This window comes from Pseudomonas sp. ADAK21 (assembly GCF_012935735.1).
Taxonomy (GTDB): Bacteria; Pseudomonadota; Gammaproteobacteria; order Pseudomonadales; family Pseudomonadaceae; genus Aquipseudomonas; species Aquipseudomonas proteolytica.
The window spans coordinates 3,315,712-3,335,460 of record NZ_CP052857.1; the positions used below are offsets into that span (position 1 = coordinate 3,315,712).

The following is a 19,749-nucleotide window of genomic DNA, read 5'->3' on the forward strand; positions in this document are numbered from 1 at the left end:
GTCATCCTCAGTCCTGCAATTGGGTCTGGCGTTCGACAGGGTCGATCAGCACGGCTTTTTTCTGGCGTACCAGCAAGTCGAGAATCTCTTCCTGGCGCTCACCAAGAACGCCGGAGAAGCTGATGCCACTGGATTTGGTCGGCGCGAGCATCGACACGCGGTACAGCTCGATGCTCAACGGCGAGTCGATGGACAGCGGCCCGCTGCCATTGGCCGCCAGTTCGCCGCCGACCACGATCAGCGAGACTTTGGTGTCGAACGGGTCGAGCTCAATGTCGCGGTCGGTGTCGGTCAGGTCCTTGATATGGCCGTAGACGCCGGTCAGGCCGTTGGCCATGGCGAGGTTCTCGTAGAGGCGGATATTCACGCTGTTACGGATCCGAATGCCGTGGCGACGGTTGCTGATCACCTTGTTGCCCCACAGCAGGTTGTCGCCGCTCTCATAGAGGGTGATGCCGTCGGTGTGGTTGCGGTAAATCTCGTTATCGGCGATCAGGTTGTTCACGCTGTTACGGTCGATCACCAGGCCCGAGAGCTTGTTGTCGTAGCTGCGGTTGTTGAAGATGAAGCTGTCGTTGACCTCACGGGAAATAATGATCCCGTGCTTTTTCTTGGTGCCGTAGACGGTGTTGTCGGCAATGATCAGGCCGTGGGAACGGTCGTGGGGGTCGATGCCGTAGACGATGTTGTCTTTGTAGGTGCTGCCCTTGATCACAAAGCCGGTGGTCTCGTAGCAGTAGAAGCCGTACCACATGTCGGAGAACTCGGAATCGACAATCCAGCCGGTGGGTTCCGGGCGCTTGAGGACCTTGGCCATGTTCGGTGTGTACTGGGAAATACTCACGCCATAGGACTTACTGTTGGCGTAGCCGAAGCTGGCCATCTTGCTGTTGACGATATAGGTCTGGGTGCCGCCCCAGGCCAGCAGGAACGGGCGAAATTCCTTGGGCGAGCGGAAGGTCGCCGGGCCGTTGCTCTTCTCGCGCCAGCCGGTGATCTTGGTGTCGCGCACAAACAGCTGGCCGTCGTTGACCAGGAACGAACCGGCCTCCTGGGACAGGCGCAATTCCTGGGTCTGGTTATCGATTTCGAGGATGCCTTTTTCGCCGACCACAATCGGCAGCCTGGCCAGGAATACCCCGGGCGAGGTTTCGCTCAGGTATTGCTTGGGCACCTTCTTGAGCAGGTCCTTGAGGTTCATGTAGCCGTCGTCGATAAAGATCGCCTGGGGGATGCCATGCTGGCGCACCACCCATTCGGCCATCTTGTTGTCGCCGCCGATAAAGTCCTTGAGGGCGTTTTCCTGCATCATCCGGCGCACGCTGACCTTGCCGGCCTTGCTGCGCACGATTTTCTTCGCCACGGCTTGTGCGGTATAGCCCGAGAGGTCCGGCAGCGCCGGCTTGGGCATCTCCAGCGGCGCGGTGGGCGGGCTGGTGATGGTGTAGGTCTTGGCCTGTTGCAGTTCCTTGGCGATGGTGGGCGCCTTGACCTGCGGCTCGACATTGGCAAAGGCCGGGGCGCACGCCAGCAGCATTGCCGCAGCGAGCAGGGCCGAGCCTTTGAGGGCGTGAGGATTCATTGCGCAGGCTCCCATCAGAAGCGCCAGACTACGTCGACAAAGGCGCGGTGCATGTACGAGTCGACTTGCTTGCCATAGGCATCGCCCGGTTTGAACACGCCGCCACGAAAGCGCACCAGGGCCGACGGTTCGTCGATCGACTGGCTGAGGGCTGCGGGCAGCAGGCCATTCTTGAAGTACTTGGTGACCACCAGGTCCATCTCCTGGCCTAGGTCCTTGTTGCCGTCTACCAGCGGCAGGGATGCGCTGGACAACACGGCACCGGTGACATCGTCGTAGTTGTTCTGCACGGCATTGATGCCGTTGCTGCCCACCGGCTTGTTGCCGTCCACGCGCCAGAACTTGTGGTAGACCAGGCTGGCGTCGTAGTCGTCGCGCAGCTGCCAGGAACCGAACAGGCTCATGGACTGCATATTGTTCATCTCGCCGCGAAACGCCTCGCCAAAACGATGCACCCGCGACTGGGTGCCGGTGAAGTTCGAGCGGTTGCTTTGCAGGCCGTTCTGTTCGTAGTCGGCGCTGGCGCGGGCATAGGCCGCGCCCACTTGCCACTGCGGGTCGAGGCGCAGGCGCACGCCGAGGTCAGTGGCCCAGCCGTCTACATCGGTGTTGCGCTTGGCGTTGGTGGGGCGACTACCGTCGGCGTTCAACGCGTTGACGTTGCTGCGCTCGCCCTGCATACCGGTGACGCTGGCCCAGTAGTTGACGGTATTGGTGTTGCGCCAGTTGTAGGCGTCACTGTTGGCTTCCAGGCCGAGCCAGGTCAGGTCGCCGTTCTGGCGCTTGTCCAGTGGGTCGGCAGCCACGCCCGGTTGCGGGTAGTCGAGCTTGCCGTCGTCGTGGGTGTGATGCCCGCGCACGCCGACCCAATGGCCGGGAGTCCACTGGTAGGCCGCATCGGCATAGAGGTGCTGGCGGTCCTTGTCTTCGGGAGACAGTTCCTTGAGGTCGGTGCGGTACTCGCTGAAGCGTTCGGCAGCGCCGACATTGGCCTTGAGCAGGGTGGTGTCGAAGGTCCAGTTCAGCGCTTCGATATTGGTGTCGCGCCATTGCCCATCGTTATTGCGCAGGCGCTGGCGGCCGAGCTTGAGGATCTCGCCAGGGTAGGGCGTGAAACCGCTGTAGCCGACCCAGAACTCGCGCAGGGCCAGGTAGTTCTTCTTGGTCTTGCGGTCGTTGTTGCTCGACTGCTCGGTGGTGTCGCCATCGGACTGTTGCAGGGTGTCGGTCTCGATGATGTCGCTGGATGCCACCGCCTGGCCCATGGCGTAGGCGCTCCAGGCGCCGCTTTCGCCGTAGATCCACGGGCGCACATCCAGGCCGATGCCGTTGACGTCGCCGCCTTTTTGCGTGCCCAGGTCGCGGTCATCTTCGGACTGGCCGGTGACTTTCACTTCCAGGCCAAAGTTCTTGTCTTCGGTCAGCGCGGCCAGGGTCGGGCACGACCACAGCAGGGCGAAGGTCAGGCCAATGCCGGCCTTGACGAATGGATTGAGTTTCATAGGGATTCCTCGCCGTCTTCTTCTTGCAGGGCGTGCAGTTGCAGCGTGCTTTGGCTCAAGGCGCCACGGGCGGCCAGCTCTTGTTGCAGCAGGCGCTGGCCCTCGGCGCGCTGGGCGGGCGGCAGTTGTTGTTCAAGTTGCGCGGCCAGCTCATTGGCCTGCGGGGTGTCCTGGATCTTTGCCAGTTGGCTGAACACATAGGCGTTGAGCGGGTCGGGCCGGGTGCCCTTACCCTGGGAAAACAATTGAGCGATCGCGAAGTCGGCACTGTTCTGGCCGTTGCGCGCCGCGGTCAGCAAATGGTCCAGGGCCTTTTGCGAGTAGACCTGGCCCAGGTAGCCCCGGCGGTAGATCTGGCCGAGGTAGTAATCGGCAGCCACTTCCTGGCCCTGGGCTTTCTGGAAGTGCGCTTCGGCGGCCTTGGCATCGGCCGGCACCCACTTGCCTTCGTAGTACAGCTTGCCCAGCAACAATTCGGCGCGGGGCTGGTCGGCGGCACGGCCGTTGTCCAGATACTTCATCATCTGCTCGACGTCGCCCAGTTCCGGGAAGTCGTAGAGCAACTGCGCGAGGCTGACCCAGGACGCCGGGTAGCCCGGGGCGATTTTTTCCAGCAGGGCCTGGGCGGTTTTTTCATCAGTCTTGCCCAGGGAGGCATCGCCCAGCACACGGGCCACACTGTCGACCCGCTGGGCGGTGACGGTGCCACGGCTGTAGCCGGCCTCCATCTGCTTGAGCAGTTCGGCCTGTTGCTCCGGTTGCTCGCGCTTCTGGTAGACGGTGGCCAGCTCGACGTAGCAGATATCGGTGCTGCTGAGCGCGGCCTTGCAGATTTTCTCGATGTCATCCAGGTGCTGGTCGTAAGTGCCCTGGGTGCGATACAGCAGCACCTGCGCCAGGCCCGCTTCGGGGTAGCCGGCAGTGCGCCAGGTATCGATCTGCTGCTGTGCGTTGACGCTGGGGAAATCGTGGGGGTATTGCAGGTACAGCATCGCCAGCGGGATCAAGGTGTTGCCCTCGCCATTGGCAAAGGCTTTTTTCAACAGGCTTTCGGCTTCGCGGTGCTCGGCCTCGGTGGCACCGGGCTTGGCCACCAGCAGGCGACCGAGGCGGGCCTGGGCGCGTGGCGATACATCGGCCGCCGCGCGATAGGTGGCCTCGGCCTGCTTGATCTGCGCTGGGTCGCGGCTGCCGACCTGGATATCCGCGAGGCCGACTTGGGCCTCGCTGTAACCCAGGTCTGCCAGTTGCTGATAGTTCTGCGCAGCGGTGGCGGTGTCGCCACGCTTGAGCGCTTCATTGGCCAGGCGCTGGTCGGGCAGGCCGGCGCAACCGGCCAGGCTGACCGCCAATGCCAGCAGCGCCACAGGGCGGATGTGGGAGCGCGCTTTTGTGGGAGCTGGCTTGCCTGCGATGGCATCGTCGCGGTTTGTCTGATGCATCGCGTCGCCTGCATCGCGGGCAAGCCCGGCTCCCACAACAGGCGGTTCCCACAGGGATTGTGTTGTTCTTGAAATAGGGTTCACAGGCATGTCCTCGCTTACAAACCAGCAGCCATGGCTTTATCGATCAGCCAGTTCAGGGACGGGCCACGGTCGCTGGTTACTTCCACCGGGCGGCCGGCGTAGGCGCTGTCCAGGGGGGCGTCGGGCTTGATCTGCACACGGATATCCGAAGACAGGTCGGCGCTGTTGAGGCTGGTGCTGCTGACGATGGTGCCGGTGCGGGTCTGTTCTTCATCGGCGACCTGGAAGCTCACCGGCGTGCCTGGGCGCACATCACCGAACTGGCGATAGGAGAAACGCGCCTCGACGTTGGCCTGGCTGCCGCGCGGCACCAGTTGGAAGATCACATCACCCTTGCTCGCGTATTGACCGTCAGCCACCAACTGCTGGGCGACGATGCAGTCGCAAGGCGAGGTCAGGGTGCCGGTCATTTGCTTGCCGAACAGCTCTTCGACCTTGGCCGGTTGCAGTTGGTCTTCGTCCAGGTGGCCCTTGAGCACATCGAGCATGCTGGTGCTGAAGGTCGCCAGTGGCGCGCCTTTGGCGGCAACGCCGTTGTCTTTGATCAGGCTTTGCACGGTGCCGTCGCGGGGCATCGTGACGTTCATCCCCGGCACGCTGACCAGGCCGGCCTGGGCGTGGCTGACGAAGTACATGCCGTACACCGACTTGAACACAAACCCGAACGCCGCCAGGCCCACCAGAAAGATCGCCAGGCTGAAGGTCACGGCGCGCAGGCGGCCAAAGGCACTCATGCCGCTGCCGCTGTCCTTGACCTTGCGCGCCTTGGTGAAGTTGTCGCGCTGCAAGGTGGCCAGCACGTCACCCATGGTCACGATGTCGCCGGACAGGTGCGAGGTGATCAGGTGACGCAGTGTGGAAATATCCTGGGCATCCAGGTTCTGGAACTGGCAACCGGTGCGGCCGGTCTGGCGGTCGTGGGAGCGGATCAACAGCTCCACGTCCATCGCCAGGCCCAGATTGTCGATCACAAATTGCAGGCGCGCCTTGTGCACATCACCGACTTTCAACGGTTGTTGGGCGGCATTGAAGGCCAGGCCGCCGGCTGACAGGTCGATGACCCGCACTTCCATGGGCGTGCGGTCGGCGCCGAAAAAGCGCAGCTTGGCCGGGATTTTGACCCGGGCGTGTTGGCGCTGGGCTTCGGATTCGTGGACAACGTTGGCGTTTACTTGGCTGTTCATGGCGTACTAATTCCTAGGTTAATTCAGGCTTGGCAGGGTCAGACCATCATCAGCAACACGGCGACGAAAATGCTGCCGGCGGAGAAGGTCATGGTCCGAGACGACCAGGTGTTGAACCAACGTTGAAAGCTGGCCAAATCGCGGGTCAGTTTGGTGTCCTGGCGGGTCCAGGACTGTTGATCGAGGCGGAAGAACACGTAGATCTTCACCAGCGCGCCCATGATCTGGTTGTAATAGAGAATCACCGGGTAGGCGGGGCCGATCTTGTGGCCTGAGCACGACAGCAACAGGGTCAGGATCAGGCGCGTGATACCAATCCACAGCAGGTAAGCGAGGATGAACGCACCGCCGTACTTGAAGGTGGCGAGGATCGCCACGGTCAGGCCCAGCAGCGAAGTCCACATCGACACACGCTGGTCGAACAGCACCACGCTGGTGAACAGGCCCAGGCGCTGCATACCCAGGCCCAGGGCTCGGGAGTTCTGGCGCAGGTTGTTGCCGTACCAGCGGAACATCAGCTTGCGGCTGGCCTTGATGAAGCTCTTTTCAGGGGGGTGTTCCACGGTGTTGATCGCTGCATCGGGCACGTAGAAGGTGTCGTAGCCCAGGCGCATCAGGCTGAACCAACTGGACTTGTCGTCCCCGGTCAGGAACTTGAAGCGGCCCAGGCGCCAGTGTTGCAGCGAGTCGCTTTCCACGTCGGCGATAAAGCCGGGGTCGGTGACGACGCTGGCCCGGAACACCGACATGCGCCCGGTCATGGTCAGCACGCGCTTGGACAAGGCCATGGAGCACATGTTGATGTGGCGCTGGGCGAAGCGCAGTTTGTGCCACTCGCTCATGATGTAGCCGCCGCGCACTTCGCAAAACTCGTTGGTGGTCAGGCCGCCGACATTGCCGAACAGCTGGAACCACGGCACGGTCTTGCGCACCACGCCCTCGGCCAGCACGGTGTCGCCGTCGATTACCGCAACCACGGCGCGGTCGTCCGGCAGGTGGCGGGAGATCGCACGAAAGCCGAAGGCCAGGCCATCGCGCTTGCCGGTGCCGGCGATGCGCACGAAGTCGAGCTTGACGTGGTCCGGTGGGTTCATCTTTTCCCAGAGGCTCTTGACCAGCAGCTCATCGGACATTTCCACCAGGGAGCAGACCACGGTGGTAGGGAAGCCGCACTCGATGGCCTCGCGAATCACCGAGCTGTAGACCTGGGCGGTGGTCAGCGCGTCGATCCGAAAACTGGTGACCATCAGGAATACGTGGGAGGGGTCCGCCGCCTTGCCCAGCTTGCGCACTTTGCGCCGCAGGTGCGGGTAGACCACGTACAGGAACAGCATGCCGCGTACAAAGTGCGTGGCGCCCATGGAGTAGCGCCAGATACCGACGGCGCCAATCAGGAAGATGAAATTTCTCGACTGCGAGTCGAATGTGCTCGCCGGCAACGCCAGGGCCAGGCACATCAACACGCTTAAAAACAACAGCCAACCGGCGGCCTGAAGGAGGCCGTGCTTTAGCCTGTGCATAATCTGCATCCGTCTGGAGTCTCGGGCGAGCCTGTGGGGTGGCCCGATGGGGTTGTGGCAGGCTTACAGTGGGGCGCCATCGCCGGCGAGCCGGCTCCTACATGACATGCGCGACCTGTAGGAGCCGGCTTGCCGGCGATCAGCGCGGTTACCAGCAAATGCCTTCGGTACGGCCATTGACACTGGTGGCCTGGGACATGAAGCCCACCAGGTCGATCACTTGCTTGCCGTGCGGGGCGTTCTGCGCCAGGGCGCGGAATTTCTCGTCACGGTTGCCGAGGATGATCACGTCGCTGTTGTTGATTACATCGTCGAAGTCCGAGTTGAGCAGGGACGACACATGGGGGATCTTGCCTTCGATGTAATCCTTGTTTGCCCCATGCACACGGGCGTATTCGACGTTGCTGTCGTAGATGCTCAGGTCGAAGCCCTTGCCGATCAGCATTTCCGCCAGCTCCACCAGTGGGCTTTCGCGCAGGTCATCAGTGCCGGCCTTGAAGCTCAGGCCCAGCAGGGCGACCTTGCGTTTGTCGTGACCGGAGACGATGTCGAAGGCGTTCTGCACCTGGGATTCGTTGCTGCGCATCAGCGAGTTGAGCAGCGGTGCTTCCACATCCAGGGAGCTGGCGCGGTAGGTCAGGGCGCGCACGTCCTTGGGCAGGCACGAGCCGCCGAAGGCAAAGCCCGGACGCATGTAGTACTGGGACAGGTTGAGGGTCTTGTCCTGGCAGACCACTTCCATCACTTCGCGACCATCGACGCCCACGGCCTTGGCGATGTTGCCGATTTCGTTGGCGAAGGTGACTTTGGTGGCGTGCCACACGTTGCAGGTGTACTTGATCATCTCGGCAACGGCGATGTCCTTGCGGATGATCGGGGCGTCGAGTTCTTCGTACAGCGACTGCAGGACGTCGCCCGAGGCTTTGTCCAGTTCACCGATTACGGTCATCGGTGGCAGGTCGTAGTCGGCGATGGCGGTGGATTCGCGCAGGAACTCCGGGTTGACCGCGACACCGAAGTCGACGCCGGCTTTTTTGCCGGAGCAGTCTTCCAGGATCGGGATTACCACGTTGGCCACAGTGCCGGGCAGCACGGTGCTGCGCACCACGATGGTGTGGCGGGTGGTCTTGTCACGCAGGACAAAACCGATTTCGCGGCACACCGCTTCGATGTAGTTGAGTTCCAGGTCGCCGTTTTTCTTGCTGGGCGTGCCGACGCAAATCATCGACAGGTCGGTATCGCGGATGGCGTCGGCGAAGTTGGTGGTGCCGCGCAACCGGCCGCTGGCAATGCCCTGGCTCAATAGTTCGCCCAGGCCCGGTTCAACGATGGGGGATTTGCCCGCATTGATCAGGTCGATCTTATCCTTGGAAATGTCTACACCGACCACTTCATGGCCTCGTGCAGACAGGCAACCGGCACATACTGCGCCCACGTAACCCAAACCAAATATGCTGATGCGCATCGCATTTACCTCTATCTTTATCACGCCATTAAATGGCCGGAGTTCATGTTTTCAAGCGTCACTCATGCACTAGGAAATGCCGTGAATAGACACTGCATTGCCATGTACAGGCATGTTAAAAGTCGAGTGACTAACTAATGCACTCAAGTTGTGCGCAACTTGGCCTTGTTGTTGGGGCTTGCCCTGAAATGCAGCCAGTCTTCTGTGAGAAGGGTCTGGCGTCAGTGCCACAAAGCCTTGATATTGGCATTTAGCCTTTATCTATCAATGCCTTGGGTTGTCTCACTGACCCATTTAGGTAGGCTTTAGCCCTGGCCTTGTAGGGGATGGTCATGCAACCTGATCGCCCGCCCTCAACTAAACAGTTGGTAATTAGACCGAGCAGTCAAAGTTATATATGACAACTTTGCTACTTCCGTTGGCCGCTGTGTAAGTCATATCGCACAAGAACAGAGATAATCGTTACCGGTGGTATGAGCGGCACTCGCAGACATAGTTCCTGGCCGCTCATCCTGTTTCTCGAAATTTCTTGAAATATAAGCAAAGATGGCACTAGTACTATATTGATAGCACTTGCGGATTGGGCTAGTGGATATAGGGAGTTGGCGCGGGGATATAGTTTTATGCCACTACTGTTTGAAAAAAGTGGTGCCACTACGAAAAAAACTGACGGATGTCGAGTGAAAGAAACGTTATGAATTCTGAAGAAATATTTTTGGCGCCAAAATAATGACGATTTCATTGGGGGAATGCGGATAAAAATGTGGGAGCTGGCTTGCCTGCGATAGCGGTCTGCCAGTTGCTGAATGTGCAGCTGACCCACCGCTATCGCAGGCAAGCCAGCTCCTACATGGGACTTGCGTTGTGCTGTCGACCTATTCCGGTGCGTGATCGCGCAAAAACACCAGGTTATCCGGCTTGGACTGCTCGGCATTGAAGCGATAGCCCTGCACATCGAATTGCTTGAGCTGGGCCGGGTCGTTGATGCGTTCTTCGATCACGAAGCGGCTCATCATGCCCCGGGCCTTTTTGGCGTAGAAACTGATGATCTTGTACTGGCCGTTCTTCAGGTCCTTGAACTCGGTGTTGATGATCCGCGCGTTGAGGGCCGGGCGCTTGACCGCGGAGAAGTACTCGTTGGACGCCAGGTTGAGCAGTACATCATCGCCTTGCTCAGCCAGGGCTTCATTGAGCCACTCGCTGATCCGTGTGCCCCAGAATGCGTACAAGTCCTTGCCACGGGCGTTGGCCAACTTGGTGCCCATCTCCAGGCGGTACGGCATCATCAGGTCCAGCGGGCGCAGCAGGCCGTACAGGCCGGAGAGCATGCGCAGGTGGTCCTGGGCGTAACTGAAGTCGGCATCGCTGAAGGTTTCGGCATTCAGGCCGGTGTACACGTCGCCCTTGAACGCCAGCAGGGCCTGCTTGGCATTGGCGGGGGTGAAGGCCGGGCTCCAGCTGCCGAAACGTGCGGCGTTGAGGCCGCCGATCTTGTCGGAAACATGCATCAGTTCACTGATCTGCGCCGGGCTCAGTTCGCGCAACTGCTCGATCAATTCCTGGGAGTGGTCGAGGTATTGCGGCTGGGTAAAGCGCTGGGTCGCAGGCGCAGTCTCGAAATCGAGGGTTTTGGCGGGGGAAATCACCATCAGCATGAAGTCGTCTCCTGTAATCGTCGGGGGATTCTAGGGGGTAGGGCGGTTTGACTCCACCTATGATGGCGATAGGCACCAAAACTGGCGTGACACGGATTGATATGGCTGGCTTGCCTGTGTAGCCATAGGTATCTACGCATCTTTGAGTCACCGGCTGGCTACCCAGCCGATGGCCTCTTTTGCAAACCTCGCCAGCTCTTGTGGCGTGTATTTATGCTGCGATAGCGGCGTTCGAGCCGACGGAATTTGGATCAATTCGAAAGCGCCAAGAGTTTCCACATCAGGCGTCGGCAAAAGGAGGGTCAGGTCATCTCTCCGATCAGGTTCTGCCCTACTAGCTGACGGACCTTTTCAAAGCTCAGTTCGGTAGCCAAGAGGACATGCAGCTGGGGATTAACATGTTAATACCTGAAGCTTTAGTTGGGGGGGCAGATGTCGTAAAAAGTTTATGAGGTCTCGCTAGTTGGTTAAGATTTTTTACTTATATGTAAATATCCACCAAAAGTATTGATGAGTAGGCCGATCACGACAATTGCCACTCCGAGCATCTGGGTTGCCGATAGCACTTCCTTCAATATCAACGACGCACTCGTCAGGCCGACCACTGGGACCAATAGTGAAAAGGGTGCAACGCGCCAAGTTTCATAACGCTTGAGCAGCCCTCCCCAGATACCATAGCCAATGATCGTCGCAAAAAAAGATAAGTAGATCAGTGACAGAATCGTCTGAGTATTTATTTCCATTACGCGAGTCAGCATAGAAATATCCCCTTCGAACATCCATGAACAGACAAAAAATGGAATAATAGGCACCCATGCACTCCACACTACTAACGAAAGAGTGGGCACTTGCCATCGGCGTAGAATTATCTTGTTGGCGATATTTCCCATTGCCCAACACGCCGCTGCGCCAAGCGTTAAAAATAATGTCACTAGAGAGCCGTTTCCAACTCGAAAATCACCGCCCACGGCGTCTTTGGCCAGACATGCTATACCCATGCACGCAACCAACGCACCGATCATCTGGCTCTTTCCTGGTTTCTCAGATAACAATAAAACACCGAGAAACATTGTAAAAAATGCTTGGCTCTGTATCACCAGTGATGCTACGCCAACAGACATGCCTAACTGGACTGCTAAAAATAGTAACGCAAACTGGCCAAAGCTGATCGTTACCCCATAAATGATTAGCCATTTGAGGGGGGCTCTGGGCATCGGTATGAAGAAAACAGCCGGGAATACGACAAGCGCAAATCTCAAACCGGCCAAAAAAAAGGGTGACATATGGTTTAGGCCTATTTTGATTACAACAAAATTCAGCCCCCAAATGAGCATTACGCTGATCGCTAAAAAAATATCCTTAATGAACATGTTGACTTCCTCAGTACTGCAGGGTGGCCGTAAGTACCTGCTGCCTAACTCCACGCAATAGCTTTTTTCATATCGTCATCAACGATGCCTAGGAAAAACCCCATTGTGATATGGGTCGTACCTGAAACAGCAAGGATTTGGTGGTAGTGATTGGGATTGAATACGTAGATATCGCCTCGCCGAGGGGAGTAGTCACAGGCATTGCTGCCGCTGATCACATCCTCACGATACCCCAGTTCCCCTTTAACTTTAAAACGCTCATGAGACGGGTCCCATGTTTTTTGATGGATACACAGCCTGCCGCCTTGAGTGCATTCTTGTAGGAAAACGACACAACTTAGTTGGTGTTTGACTGCGGTGACGGCAAGTCCTGAGCCGCTCCCGTCGCGTAATATATTATCGGTGTGCAGGGGGTTAGAGATGCCGTCAGCGTGATATGTTGTATATACCTGACCCAGGCTACAGTGTAGCTGCTGTCTTTTCCTCCACCATAGCCAAGGAGTACTCGATTGTTATTCATTTTCACTTTATTCGGCAGTGATAAAATTAGCCTCGTAGCACATCTGTGGGCTGATTCTATCTCTGCGCTTGTTAAGTAGGATTCTATTTTACTTATATTCATTAATTCCCCTTGACACCTGTCTCGCGTTCTTTGGGTCTGTGCTTGCTATTCTTTTATTTTGTTCGGGTTGCGATAAATACATCGTATTTATTTGTTGCATAGGCAGCACAGACTGCACAACTGTCCGTTCGGCTAGGTAGGTGTATGACGGAACACGCCTTTGATACTTTTGCGGCGTCGTTATAAATCAGCAATGCGCTTGAGTTCGGCCAATGTGTTTAACGAAGCGATTCCAAGCCAGGACAACGGCAACGGTGACAGTCCGCTATCATGGCCGGTAATTCTGCAGAGGAAGACCCCGCGTGCGAATAACGCTTTTATTATCGGTTTGCCTGTTGTGCCTGAATGTCCACGCCGCCCCGGTAGATGTCGCGAGCCTCGACCGTGGCACCTGGCCGGAAAAACTCAGCAGCCCGGCGCTGTTCGATGTGGCGTCACGCGCCGAAATCCTCATGTTCGCCCACACGCTGCTGGCCAGCGAGGCCTTGGATGAGGCGGCCCTCAAGCAACGCCTGGGGCTGAAGATCATCAACCAGGGCGCCATCGACGACCTGCGTCGCCACCTCTGGCAACGGTTGCTGGAGAACTACGGATTTGCCCAGCAAAGCTGCGAACAGGACGCCTCGTTCTGCTACCTGGTGGACAACATGGACGACCTGCGCGAGCAGGCCGGCAAATTCGAGGTCAGCGACCAATCCTTCTACATAGGCTGGGCCGGCCCTAGCCGCACCTTTCACCAGCGCTATCTGGACGAGTTGCTGCGCAAGGCGGCTCTGTTCCCGCAGATCAGCAGCGAAGTCGCACGGTTTGGTGATTTCGAGCGCAATGGCGATGAACTCAACGACCGCCTGTTTCTATTGACCTTCGATGGCGGCCCGGCGCCACTTAACGGCCAAACCGACTGGCTGGCCGATTACCTGCGCAAGCAGAAAATGACGGCCACCTTCTTTGCCCTGGGCAACAGCCTGCAAACCCGCCTGGAGAAGACGTCGGCTGCTGATGTGCAGGCGTTGTATCAAGGCCAGTGCGTGGGCATCCAGGGCTGGCAGTACCGCTCCCACAGCCATTGGGTCGACTGGCAGAGTTCGATCACCCGCAGTGCATCACTGACCCAGAACCTGCTGCCGGAAAACTATGTGCCGCTGTTCCGTCCGCCCTATGGCCAGCGCCGGGCCGACAGCCAGGGCTTCTTCCAGGCCCAGGGCCTGCAAGTGGCGCTGTGGGATATCGACTCCCAGGATGAGCCCGGCCAGCTCAAGGCCGACGAGTCGGCCCAGCGGGTGCTGACGCTGATGTTGTTGTGGCGCAAAGGGGTGATTGTGTTCCACGACACCCAGGACAAGGCGCGGGTGGCATTGCCGATGTTGTTGCAGGCAACGGCGCAGAGTGGCTTGGGTTGGCAGGAGTGTCGCGAGGCATTTCGCTGAAGTGCCCGGCCCTGCTGGGGATGAGGGTTTTTCGGGGTGATTTGCTGCGACATTTCGATGCAGGCGGACTTCCGACTTTAGCGGTGTGCGTGGCGCCCCGCCAGTGCTATTCGTCATCCTGAAAAATAAACTTCAAAAAAGCGTCAAAGTGCTTTTTCCTGTCATGGGTTTTGCGGTATTACGAAGACAGATCGCCGAAACCTGTACCACAGGTGGCGTCTTCCCAGACTCCTCAGGTGGGCAATGCACTTGACGTCCCTCAGGTGCATTCGGTGGTCGAATCGAGGCGCAGCACTGTTGTGGTATTGCGTCGACTGGCTCCCACAAAGGTGACCGAGTATGGATGATCATGGACGTACCCCTTCTTCCGACCAGCCAATCCTTTATGTGCTTGATACCAATGTTTTGATCCACGATCCAAACGCGTTGCTCAATTTCGAAGAACACCACGTCGCCATCCCGATGATCGTGCTTGAGGAACTCGACAAACTCAAAAGTGGGCACCACAGCGTCGCCGCCGAATGCCGCCAGGCGATCCGCCTGATCGACAAGACCCTGGGTGAAGCCTCGCCCGAGGATGTTGAGGTCGGCGTACCGATCCAGCGTGGCAAGAGCGGGCCCAAGGGCTTGCTGTCGATCCTGATGAGCAAGCGCAGCGAACCCAACAGCCTGCTGCCGGAAAACCTCAACGACAACAAGATCATCAACCAATTGATCGACCTGCATGCGCGCGACAAGGACCTGCGCCTGGTGCTGGTGACCAAAGACATCAATATGCGCCTCAAGGCACGAGCGTGTGGGATCGCTGCCGAGGACTACAGTACCGACCAACTGGTCGACGACGTGTCGATGCTGTCCCGTGGTTATCACACCATGACCGGCTCGTTCTGGGACCGCGTCAGCAAGGTCGAAACCCGCCAGGACCATGGCCGCACCTGGCACCAGGTGCAGCTGACCGACAACCTGCCGGCCGTGCACATCAACGAATTCATCATCGACGAACAGGGCTTTGTGGGCTGGATCAAAGAGATCCAGGTCGACAAGCTGCTGATCCTCGACCTGCATCAGGAACCCCTGCTGCACCAGGAAGCCTGGGGCCTGAAACCGCGTGATATCTACCAGAGCCTGGCGCTGTACGCGCTGCTCGACCCGGACATCCACCTGGTCAACCTGACGGGGGCTGCCGGCTCGGGGAAAACCATCCTCGCCCTGGCGGCTGCCATCGAGCAGACCATGGTCACCAAGCGCTATCGCCGCATCATTGCCACCCGCAGTGTGCAGGGCCTGGACCAGGAAATCGGCTTTTTGCCCGGCACCGAAGCAGAAAAAATGGAGCCGTGGCTGGGGGCGATCACCGACAACCTCGAAGCCCTGCATATGGATGACGAAAACACCCATGGCAGCGTCGACTACATCCTCAGCAAAGTGCCGTTGCAGTTCAAATCCCTCAACTACATCCGAGGTCGCAGCTTCCAGCAGAGCCTGATTTTGATCGATGAATGCCAGAACCTCACACCGCACCAGATGAAAACCATCATCACCCGTGCCGGTGCCGGTTCCAAAGTGGTGTGCCTGGGCAACCTGGCACAGATCGACACCCCTTACCTGTCCGCGACCAGCTCCGGGCTGACCTACCTGACGGAACGCTTCAAGGACTTCCCGAACGGCGTGCACATTGCGCTGCAAGGGGTACCACGCTCGATTCTGGCCGAATACGCCGAATCCCATCTGTAACCGCGTTCAGTGTGGGAGCGGGCTTGCCCGCGATAGTGGTGGTTCAGTCGATGATAGGTTGATTGACACAGCGCTATCGCAGGCAAGCCAGCCCCCACATTTTGATCGGCGTTGGGTTTACAATCGGGGCTTCTGATCAGGAGTATCCCCGTGCTGACTCATCTCGATTCCCAGGGCCGTGCCCATATGGTCGACGTCACCGACAAAAGCGTGACGTTCCGTGAAGCCGTGGCCGAAGCGCGGGTGCGCATGCTGCCCCAGACCCTGCAAATGATCGTCGACGGCGCCCACCCCAAGGGCGACGTGTTCGCCGTGGCCCGCATTGCCGGGATCCAGGCCGCGAAAAAGACCAGTGATCTGATCCCCCTGTGCCATCCGCTGATGCTGACCGGGGTCAAGGTCGAGCTGGCCGCCGAAGGGGAAAATACCGTGCATATCGTTGCGCGCTGCAAGCTGTCCGGGCAGACCGGCGTGGAGATGGAAGCGTTGACGGCGGCCAGTGTCGCCGCGCTGACCATCTACGATATGTGCAAAGCGGTGGACCGTGGCATGACCATCGAAAACATTCGCCTGCTGGAAAAACTCGGTGGCAAGAGCGGGCATTTCAAGGCGGACCAGGCATGAGTATCAACGTTTTGTTTTTTGCCCGTTACAGCGAAGCGGTGGGCCTCGATTCCCTGGAGGTCGAAGGCGACTTCGCCACGGTCGACGCCGTACGCCTGGCGCTGGCCAGTGACCCAGACTTTGCGGTGCTCAACGAGACCAGCCTGATGTGCGCGCGCAACCAGGAACTGTGTGGCCTCGACGAGCCTCTGCAGGCCGGCGACGAAGTGGCATTTTTCCCGCCCGTGACCGGAGGCTGACCGTGGCCATTCGTGTACAAACCCAACCGTTCGATCCCGGCGCCGAAGTCAACGCCATGCACGCCGCCAATGTGGGTGTGGGCGCCGTCGTGAGTTTTGTTGGCTATGTGCGCGACTTCAACGATGGCCTCGACGTGGCGGGAATGTTCCTTGAGCACTACCCCGGCATGACCGAAAAGGCCCTGGCCAAGATCGCGGTTGAGGCCGAGCAACGCTGGCCGCTGCTCAAGCTCGAGGTGTTGCACCGCATCGGCGCCCTGGAGCCCGGCGAACCTATTGTGTTCGTCGCTGCCGCCAGTGCCCATCGCCAGGCCGCGTTTGATGCTTGTGCGTTTGTGATGGACTACCTGAAGACCCGAGCGCCGTTCTGGAAGAAGGAAAACACCAGCGAAGGGGCGCGCTGGGTGGAAGGGCGGGCCAGTGATCATAGGGCGGCTGATCGCTGGAAGGCGTGAGTGGCCCTCCGTGTGCCCGTCACACCCTATCGTCTGGACGAGTCCAGCAGCACGATCAACCCAGGCGACCAGGCGATAACATCGCCTCGGTCAGCCCGGCGCGCTGCAAAGGCTCGGGCAATCCGAGCCCACGCACCAGCGCCGCGCTGGCCTGACCCATCGCCGGCGAGGTCTGGATCCCGTAGCCGCCCTGGGCCGCGATCCAGAAAAAACCCTCTACCTGCGGATCAAAGCCACAGACCAGATCGCCGTCGCTGACAAAACTGCGCAGCCCCGCCCAGGTCCGGGCTGGGCGGCGGACGGTCAGGGTCGTGGCCTCTTCAATGTGATAGATGCCCGTGGCGATATCCAGCTCTTCGGGCTGCACGTCGTGGGGCTCGACTGGGTCGGCGTTGGCCGGTGAGCCGAGGAACATCCCCGCGTCGGGCTTCATATAGAACGAACCGTCGAGGGCGGCCAACTCCGGCCATCCATGGATATTCATTTCGGCAGGCGGGGCGAACACAAAGGCACTGCGGCGCTTGGGCTGCAGGCCGATTTTTTGTGCACCGGCCAGCTCGCCGATGGTATCGGCCCAGGCCCCGGCGGCGTTGATGATCACTGGCGCACTGTAGCGCTGTTGTGAGGTGCGCACTTGCCACTGGCCCTGACTGTCACGGTTGAGCTTTTGCACTTCACTGTCGGTATGAATAGCCCCGCCGTTACGCCGAATGCCGCGCAAATAGCCCTGGTACAACGCATCGGTGTCGATATCGCAGACGGTCGGGTCGTAGATCGCGCCATGGACTTTTTCCCGGCGCAGGATCGGCAGCATCTGCAGCGCTTCTTCGGTGTCCAGCAGGCGTGTTTCGGGTACCAGCGCCTTGGCGCTCAGGTATTGGCGCTGCAGCTCTTCCGGGTCGCCAAGCAGGTCCACCAGCACTTCGCCACGGGGCGTGAGCAAAGGGTGCTCGGTAAAACCTGCAGGTGGGTGATCGAAGAAGTCGCGGCTGCCCAGGGTCAGGGCGCGCACTTGTGGCGTGCCATAGGCGGCGATATAGAGGGCGGCGGAGCGGCCAGTGGAGTGATAGCCCGGCATGGACTCACGCTCCAGCACGATGACGCGGGCGTGTCGGGACAGCCAGTAACCGGCGCTGGCACCGGCAATGCCGCCGCCGATGATGAGGTAATCAGCCTGGTTCATGTGGTCCTCCTTGAATTTGAAAGCGCTGAAGGCAAATGTGGGAGCGGGCTTGCTCGCGAATGCGGTGTGTCAGTCAATCACTTCAGTGATTGTCACACCGCTATCGCGGGCAAGCCCGCTCCCACATAAGCCCGCTCCTGCACCCGTTTTAAGGGCGTTTGCGCTCCACGGCCCGCAACAGGTGCGTCGGCGGCGTTTCGCAACTGATCTTGCGGCCCAGCAGCGTCTCGATCGATGGCAACTGGTACGAGTCATCTTCCCCGGCAAAGCTGATCGACACACCCGCAGCGCCGGCACGCCCGGTACGGCCGATCCGGTGCACGTAATCGTCCGGTACTTCCGGCAGGGTGAAGTTGATGACGTGGCTGATGCCGTCGATATGAATCCCACGGCCTGCCACATCGGTGGCCACCAGCACGCGGATCTTGCCTTCGCGAAAGCCTTCCAGGGTCTTGATCCGCTTGTGCTGCGGCACATCACCGGACAACTGCGCAGCATTGACGCCATCGCGCACCAGGCGTTCTTCAATGCGCCGCACTTCGTCCTTGCGGTTGGCAAACACCATGACCCGCTCCCAGCCGTTATCGTTGACCAGGTTGTAGAGCAGCTTGTATTTGTCGGCACCGGCCACGGCATAGATATGCTGTTCGACGTTTTCGCTGGCGACGTTCAGCGCTTCGATCTCGACGATGGACGGGTCGGTGGTCCACTGCTTGGCGAGGTTCATCACGTCTTCGGTGAAGGTCGCGGAGAACAGCAGGGTCTGGCGCTCGTTTTTCGGTGGGGTCTGGCGAATGATCTGGCGCACTTGCGGGATAAAACCCATGTCGAGCATGCGGTCGGCTTCGTCCAGCACCATCACCTCGACCATGTCCAGGTGCACGTCGCCGCGCTGGTTGAAGTCCAGCAAACGGCCCGGGGTGGCGACCAGGATGTCGCAGTGTCGCGCTTCCAGGTGCTTGAGCTGTTTGTCGAAGTCCATGCCGCCCACGAACGTCATGACGTTGAGGCCGGTGTACTTGGTCAGGTCGGCGGCGTCCTTGGCGATCTGTACCACCAGCTCTCGGGTCGGGGCGATGATCAGGGCCCGAGGTTCACCCATGTAGCGCTCTTTGGGCGGCGGGGTCTGCAGCAGTTGGGTGATGATCGAGATCAGGAACGCAGCGGTCTTGCCGGTACCGGTCTGGGCGCGGCCGATGGCGTCTTTGCCGGCCAGGGTGAAGCCCAATACCTGTGCCTGGATCGGCGTGCAGTACGGGAAGCCCAGGTCCTGGATGGCGTGCATCAGTTCCGGGGCCAGCTTGAAGTCGTGAAAGCGCGTCTTGCCCTCTTGGGGCTCGACCACGAAGTCTTCCAGCTTCCACGGCTTTGCCACCGGTTTTGGCGCGCGTTCGCGGCGCGGCTTTTCCGCACGCGCGGATTCTTCTGCGGGCTGGGCGGCGACGGGTGCCGGGACAGCAGGCTTTACGGGCGGCGGTTTTGGCGAGGCAACAGGCGCTGTTCGGCCAGGCTGTTTACCGTCGTTGCGGCTGCCTGAGGTCTGGACAGGGGCGCTGGGAACAGGGGCGAGTGGTTCAGCCTCGCTTTTACCGAACATCTTCTTGAGTGCTTTGAGCACGGTCATCTCATCAATTGGTTAAGGAATGTACGCCGGCCAGTGT

General features: G+C 59.4%; 16 protein-coding genes. 5 read left to right on the forward strand and 11 right to left on the reverse strand.

The window, feature by feature from the left end; genetic code table 11:
* Positions 1–7: 7 nt before the first annotated feature.
* The 9 genes from algG to HKK57_RS27340 form a co-directional block, all read right to left on the reverse strand.
* Positions 8–1,597 carry a mannuronan 5-epimerase AlgG gene (gene algG / locus HKK57_RS15055; protein ID WP_032867246.1) on the reverse strand — a complete coding sequence of 530 codons (1,590 nt, stop codon included), beginning with the start codon at positions 1,595–1,597 and terminating at the stop codon, positions 8–10.
* On the reverse strand, positions 1,597–3,084 hold the full coding sequence (locus tag HKK57_RS15060) for an alginate export family protein (protein WP_169390359.1): 1,488 nt from the start codon (positions 3,082–3,084) through the stop codon (positions 1,597–1,599). The genes algG and HKK57_RS15060 overlap by 1 nt, the downstream gene beginning before the upstream one ends.
* Positions 3,081–4,526 carry an alginate biosynthesis TPR repeat lipoprotein AlgK gene (gene algK / locus HKK57_RS15065; RefSeq protein ID WP_050492962.1) on the reverse strand — a complete coding sequence of 482 codons (1,446 nt, stop codon included), beginning with the start codon at positions 4,524–4,526 and terminating at the stop codon, positions 3,081–3,083. The genes HKK57_RS15060 and algK overlap by 4 nt, the downstream gene beginning before the upstream one ends.
* A 98-nt stretch (positions 4,527–4,624) precedes the next feature.
* Positions 4,625–5,794, reverse strand: a complete 1,170-nt coding sequence (locus HKK57_RS15070; protein ID WP_029297907.1) for an alginate biosynthesis protein Alg44 — start codon at positions 5,792–5,794, stop codon at positions 4,625–4,627.
* Positions 5,795–5,832: 38 nt separating this feature from the next.
* A complete protein-coding gene (alg8, locus tag HKK57_RS15075; RefSeq protein ID WP_371923372.1) occupies positions 5,833–7,314 on the reverse strand; it encodes a mannuronan synthase in 1,482 nt (493 codons plus the stop codon).
* A 148-nt stretch (positions 7,315–7,462) separates the two neighbouring features.
* Complete coding sequence (locus HKK57_RS15080; RefSeq protein WP_029297911.1) at positions 7,463–8,779, reverse strand: nucleotide sugar dehydrogenase; 1,317 nt, start codon at positions 8,777–8,779, stop codon at positions 7,463–7,465.
* Positions 8,780–9,654: 875 nt separating this feature from the next.
* A complete protein-coding gene (gene yaaA, locus HKK57_RS15085) occupies positions 9,655–10,434 on the reverse strand; it encodes a peroxide stress protein YaaA (RefSeq protein ID WP_070995615.1) in 780 nt (259 codons plus the stop codon).
* 467 nt (positions 10,435–10,901) lie between these two features.
* The gene (locus tag HKK57_RS15090; RefSeq protein ID WP_169390360.1) at positions 10,902–11,804 is read right to left on the reverse strand and encodes an EamA family transporter; all 903 of its coding nucleotides are present in this window, start codon (positions 11,802–11,804) and stop codon (positions 10,902–10,904) included.
* 44 nt (positions 11,805–11,848) lie between these two features.
* Positions 11,849–12,262, reverse strand: a complete 414-nt coding sequence (locus HKK57_RS27340; RefSeq protein ID WP_442962268.1) for a 2OG-Fe(II)-dependent halogenase WelO5 family protein — start codon at positions 12,260–12,262, stop codon at positions 11,849–11,851.
* 466 nt (positions 12,263–12,728) lie between these two features.
* Here HKK57_RS27340 and HKK57_RS15095 point away from each other — a divergent pair, with 466 nt between their 5' ends.
* From HKK57_RS15095 to moaE, 5 genes are all read left to right on the forward strand, one after another.
* A complete protein-coding gene (locus HKK57_RS15095; protein ID WP_169390361.1) occupies positions 12,729–13,853 on the forward strand; it encodes a polysaccharide deacetylase family protein in 1,125 nt (374 codons plus the stop codon).
* Between the two features lie 339 nt (positions 13,854–14,192).
* Entirely contained in the window at positions 14,193–15,587 is a 1,395-nt protein-coding gene (locus tag HKK57_RS15100; RefSeq protein ID WP_029297919.1) for a PhoH family protein, read from the forward strand.
* 150 nt (positions 15,588–15,737) lie between these two features.
* Entirely contained in the window at positions 15,738–16,211 is a 474-nt protein-coding gene (gene moaC / locus HKK57_RS15105; RefSeq protein WP_029297921.1) for a cyclic pyranopterin monophosphate synthase MoaC, read from the forward strand.
* On the forward strand, positions 16,208–16,450 hold the full coding sequence (gene moaD, locus HKK57_RS15110; RefSeq protein WP_029297924.1) for a molybdopterin converting factor subunit 1: 243 nt from the start codon (positions 16,208–16,210) through the stop codon (positions 16,448–16,450). Before moaC ends, moaD begins: the two co-directional genes overlap by 4 nt.
* Before the next feature lie 2 nt (positions 16,451–16,452).
* The gene (gene moaE / locus HKK57_RS15115) at positions 16,453–16,905 is read left to right on the forward strand and encodes a molybdopterin synthase catalytic subunit MoaE (RefSeq protein ID WP_029297926.1); all 453 of its coding nucleotides are present in this window, start codon (positions 16,453–16,455) and stop codon (positions 16,903–16,905) included.
* A gap of 55 nt (positions 16,906–16,960) precedes the next feature.
* Here the strand turns inward: moaE and HKK57_RS15120 are convergent, their stop codons facing one another.
* Positions 16,961–18,088, reverse strand: coding sequence for an NAD(P)/FAD-dependent oxidoreductase (locus HKK57_RS15120; protein ID WP_169390362.1), 1,128 nt, complete (start codon positions 18,086–18,088; stop codon positions 16,961–16,963).
* 148 nt (positions 18,089–18,236) lie between these two features.
* On the reverse strand, positions 18,237–19,712 hold the full coding sequence (gene rhlB, locus HKK57_RS15125; RefSeq protein WP_169390363.1) for an ATP-dependent RNA helicase RhlB: 1,476 nt from the start codon (positions 19,710–19,712) through the stop codon (positions 18,237–18,239).
* Between the last annotated feature and the right edge of the window lie 37 nt (positions 19,713–19,749).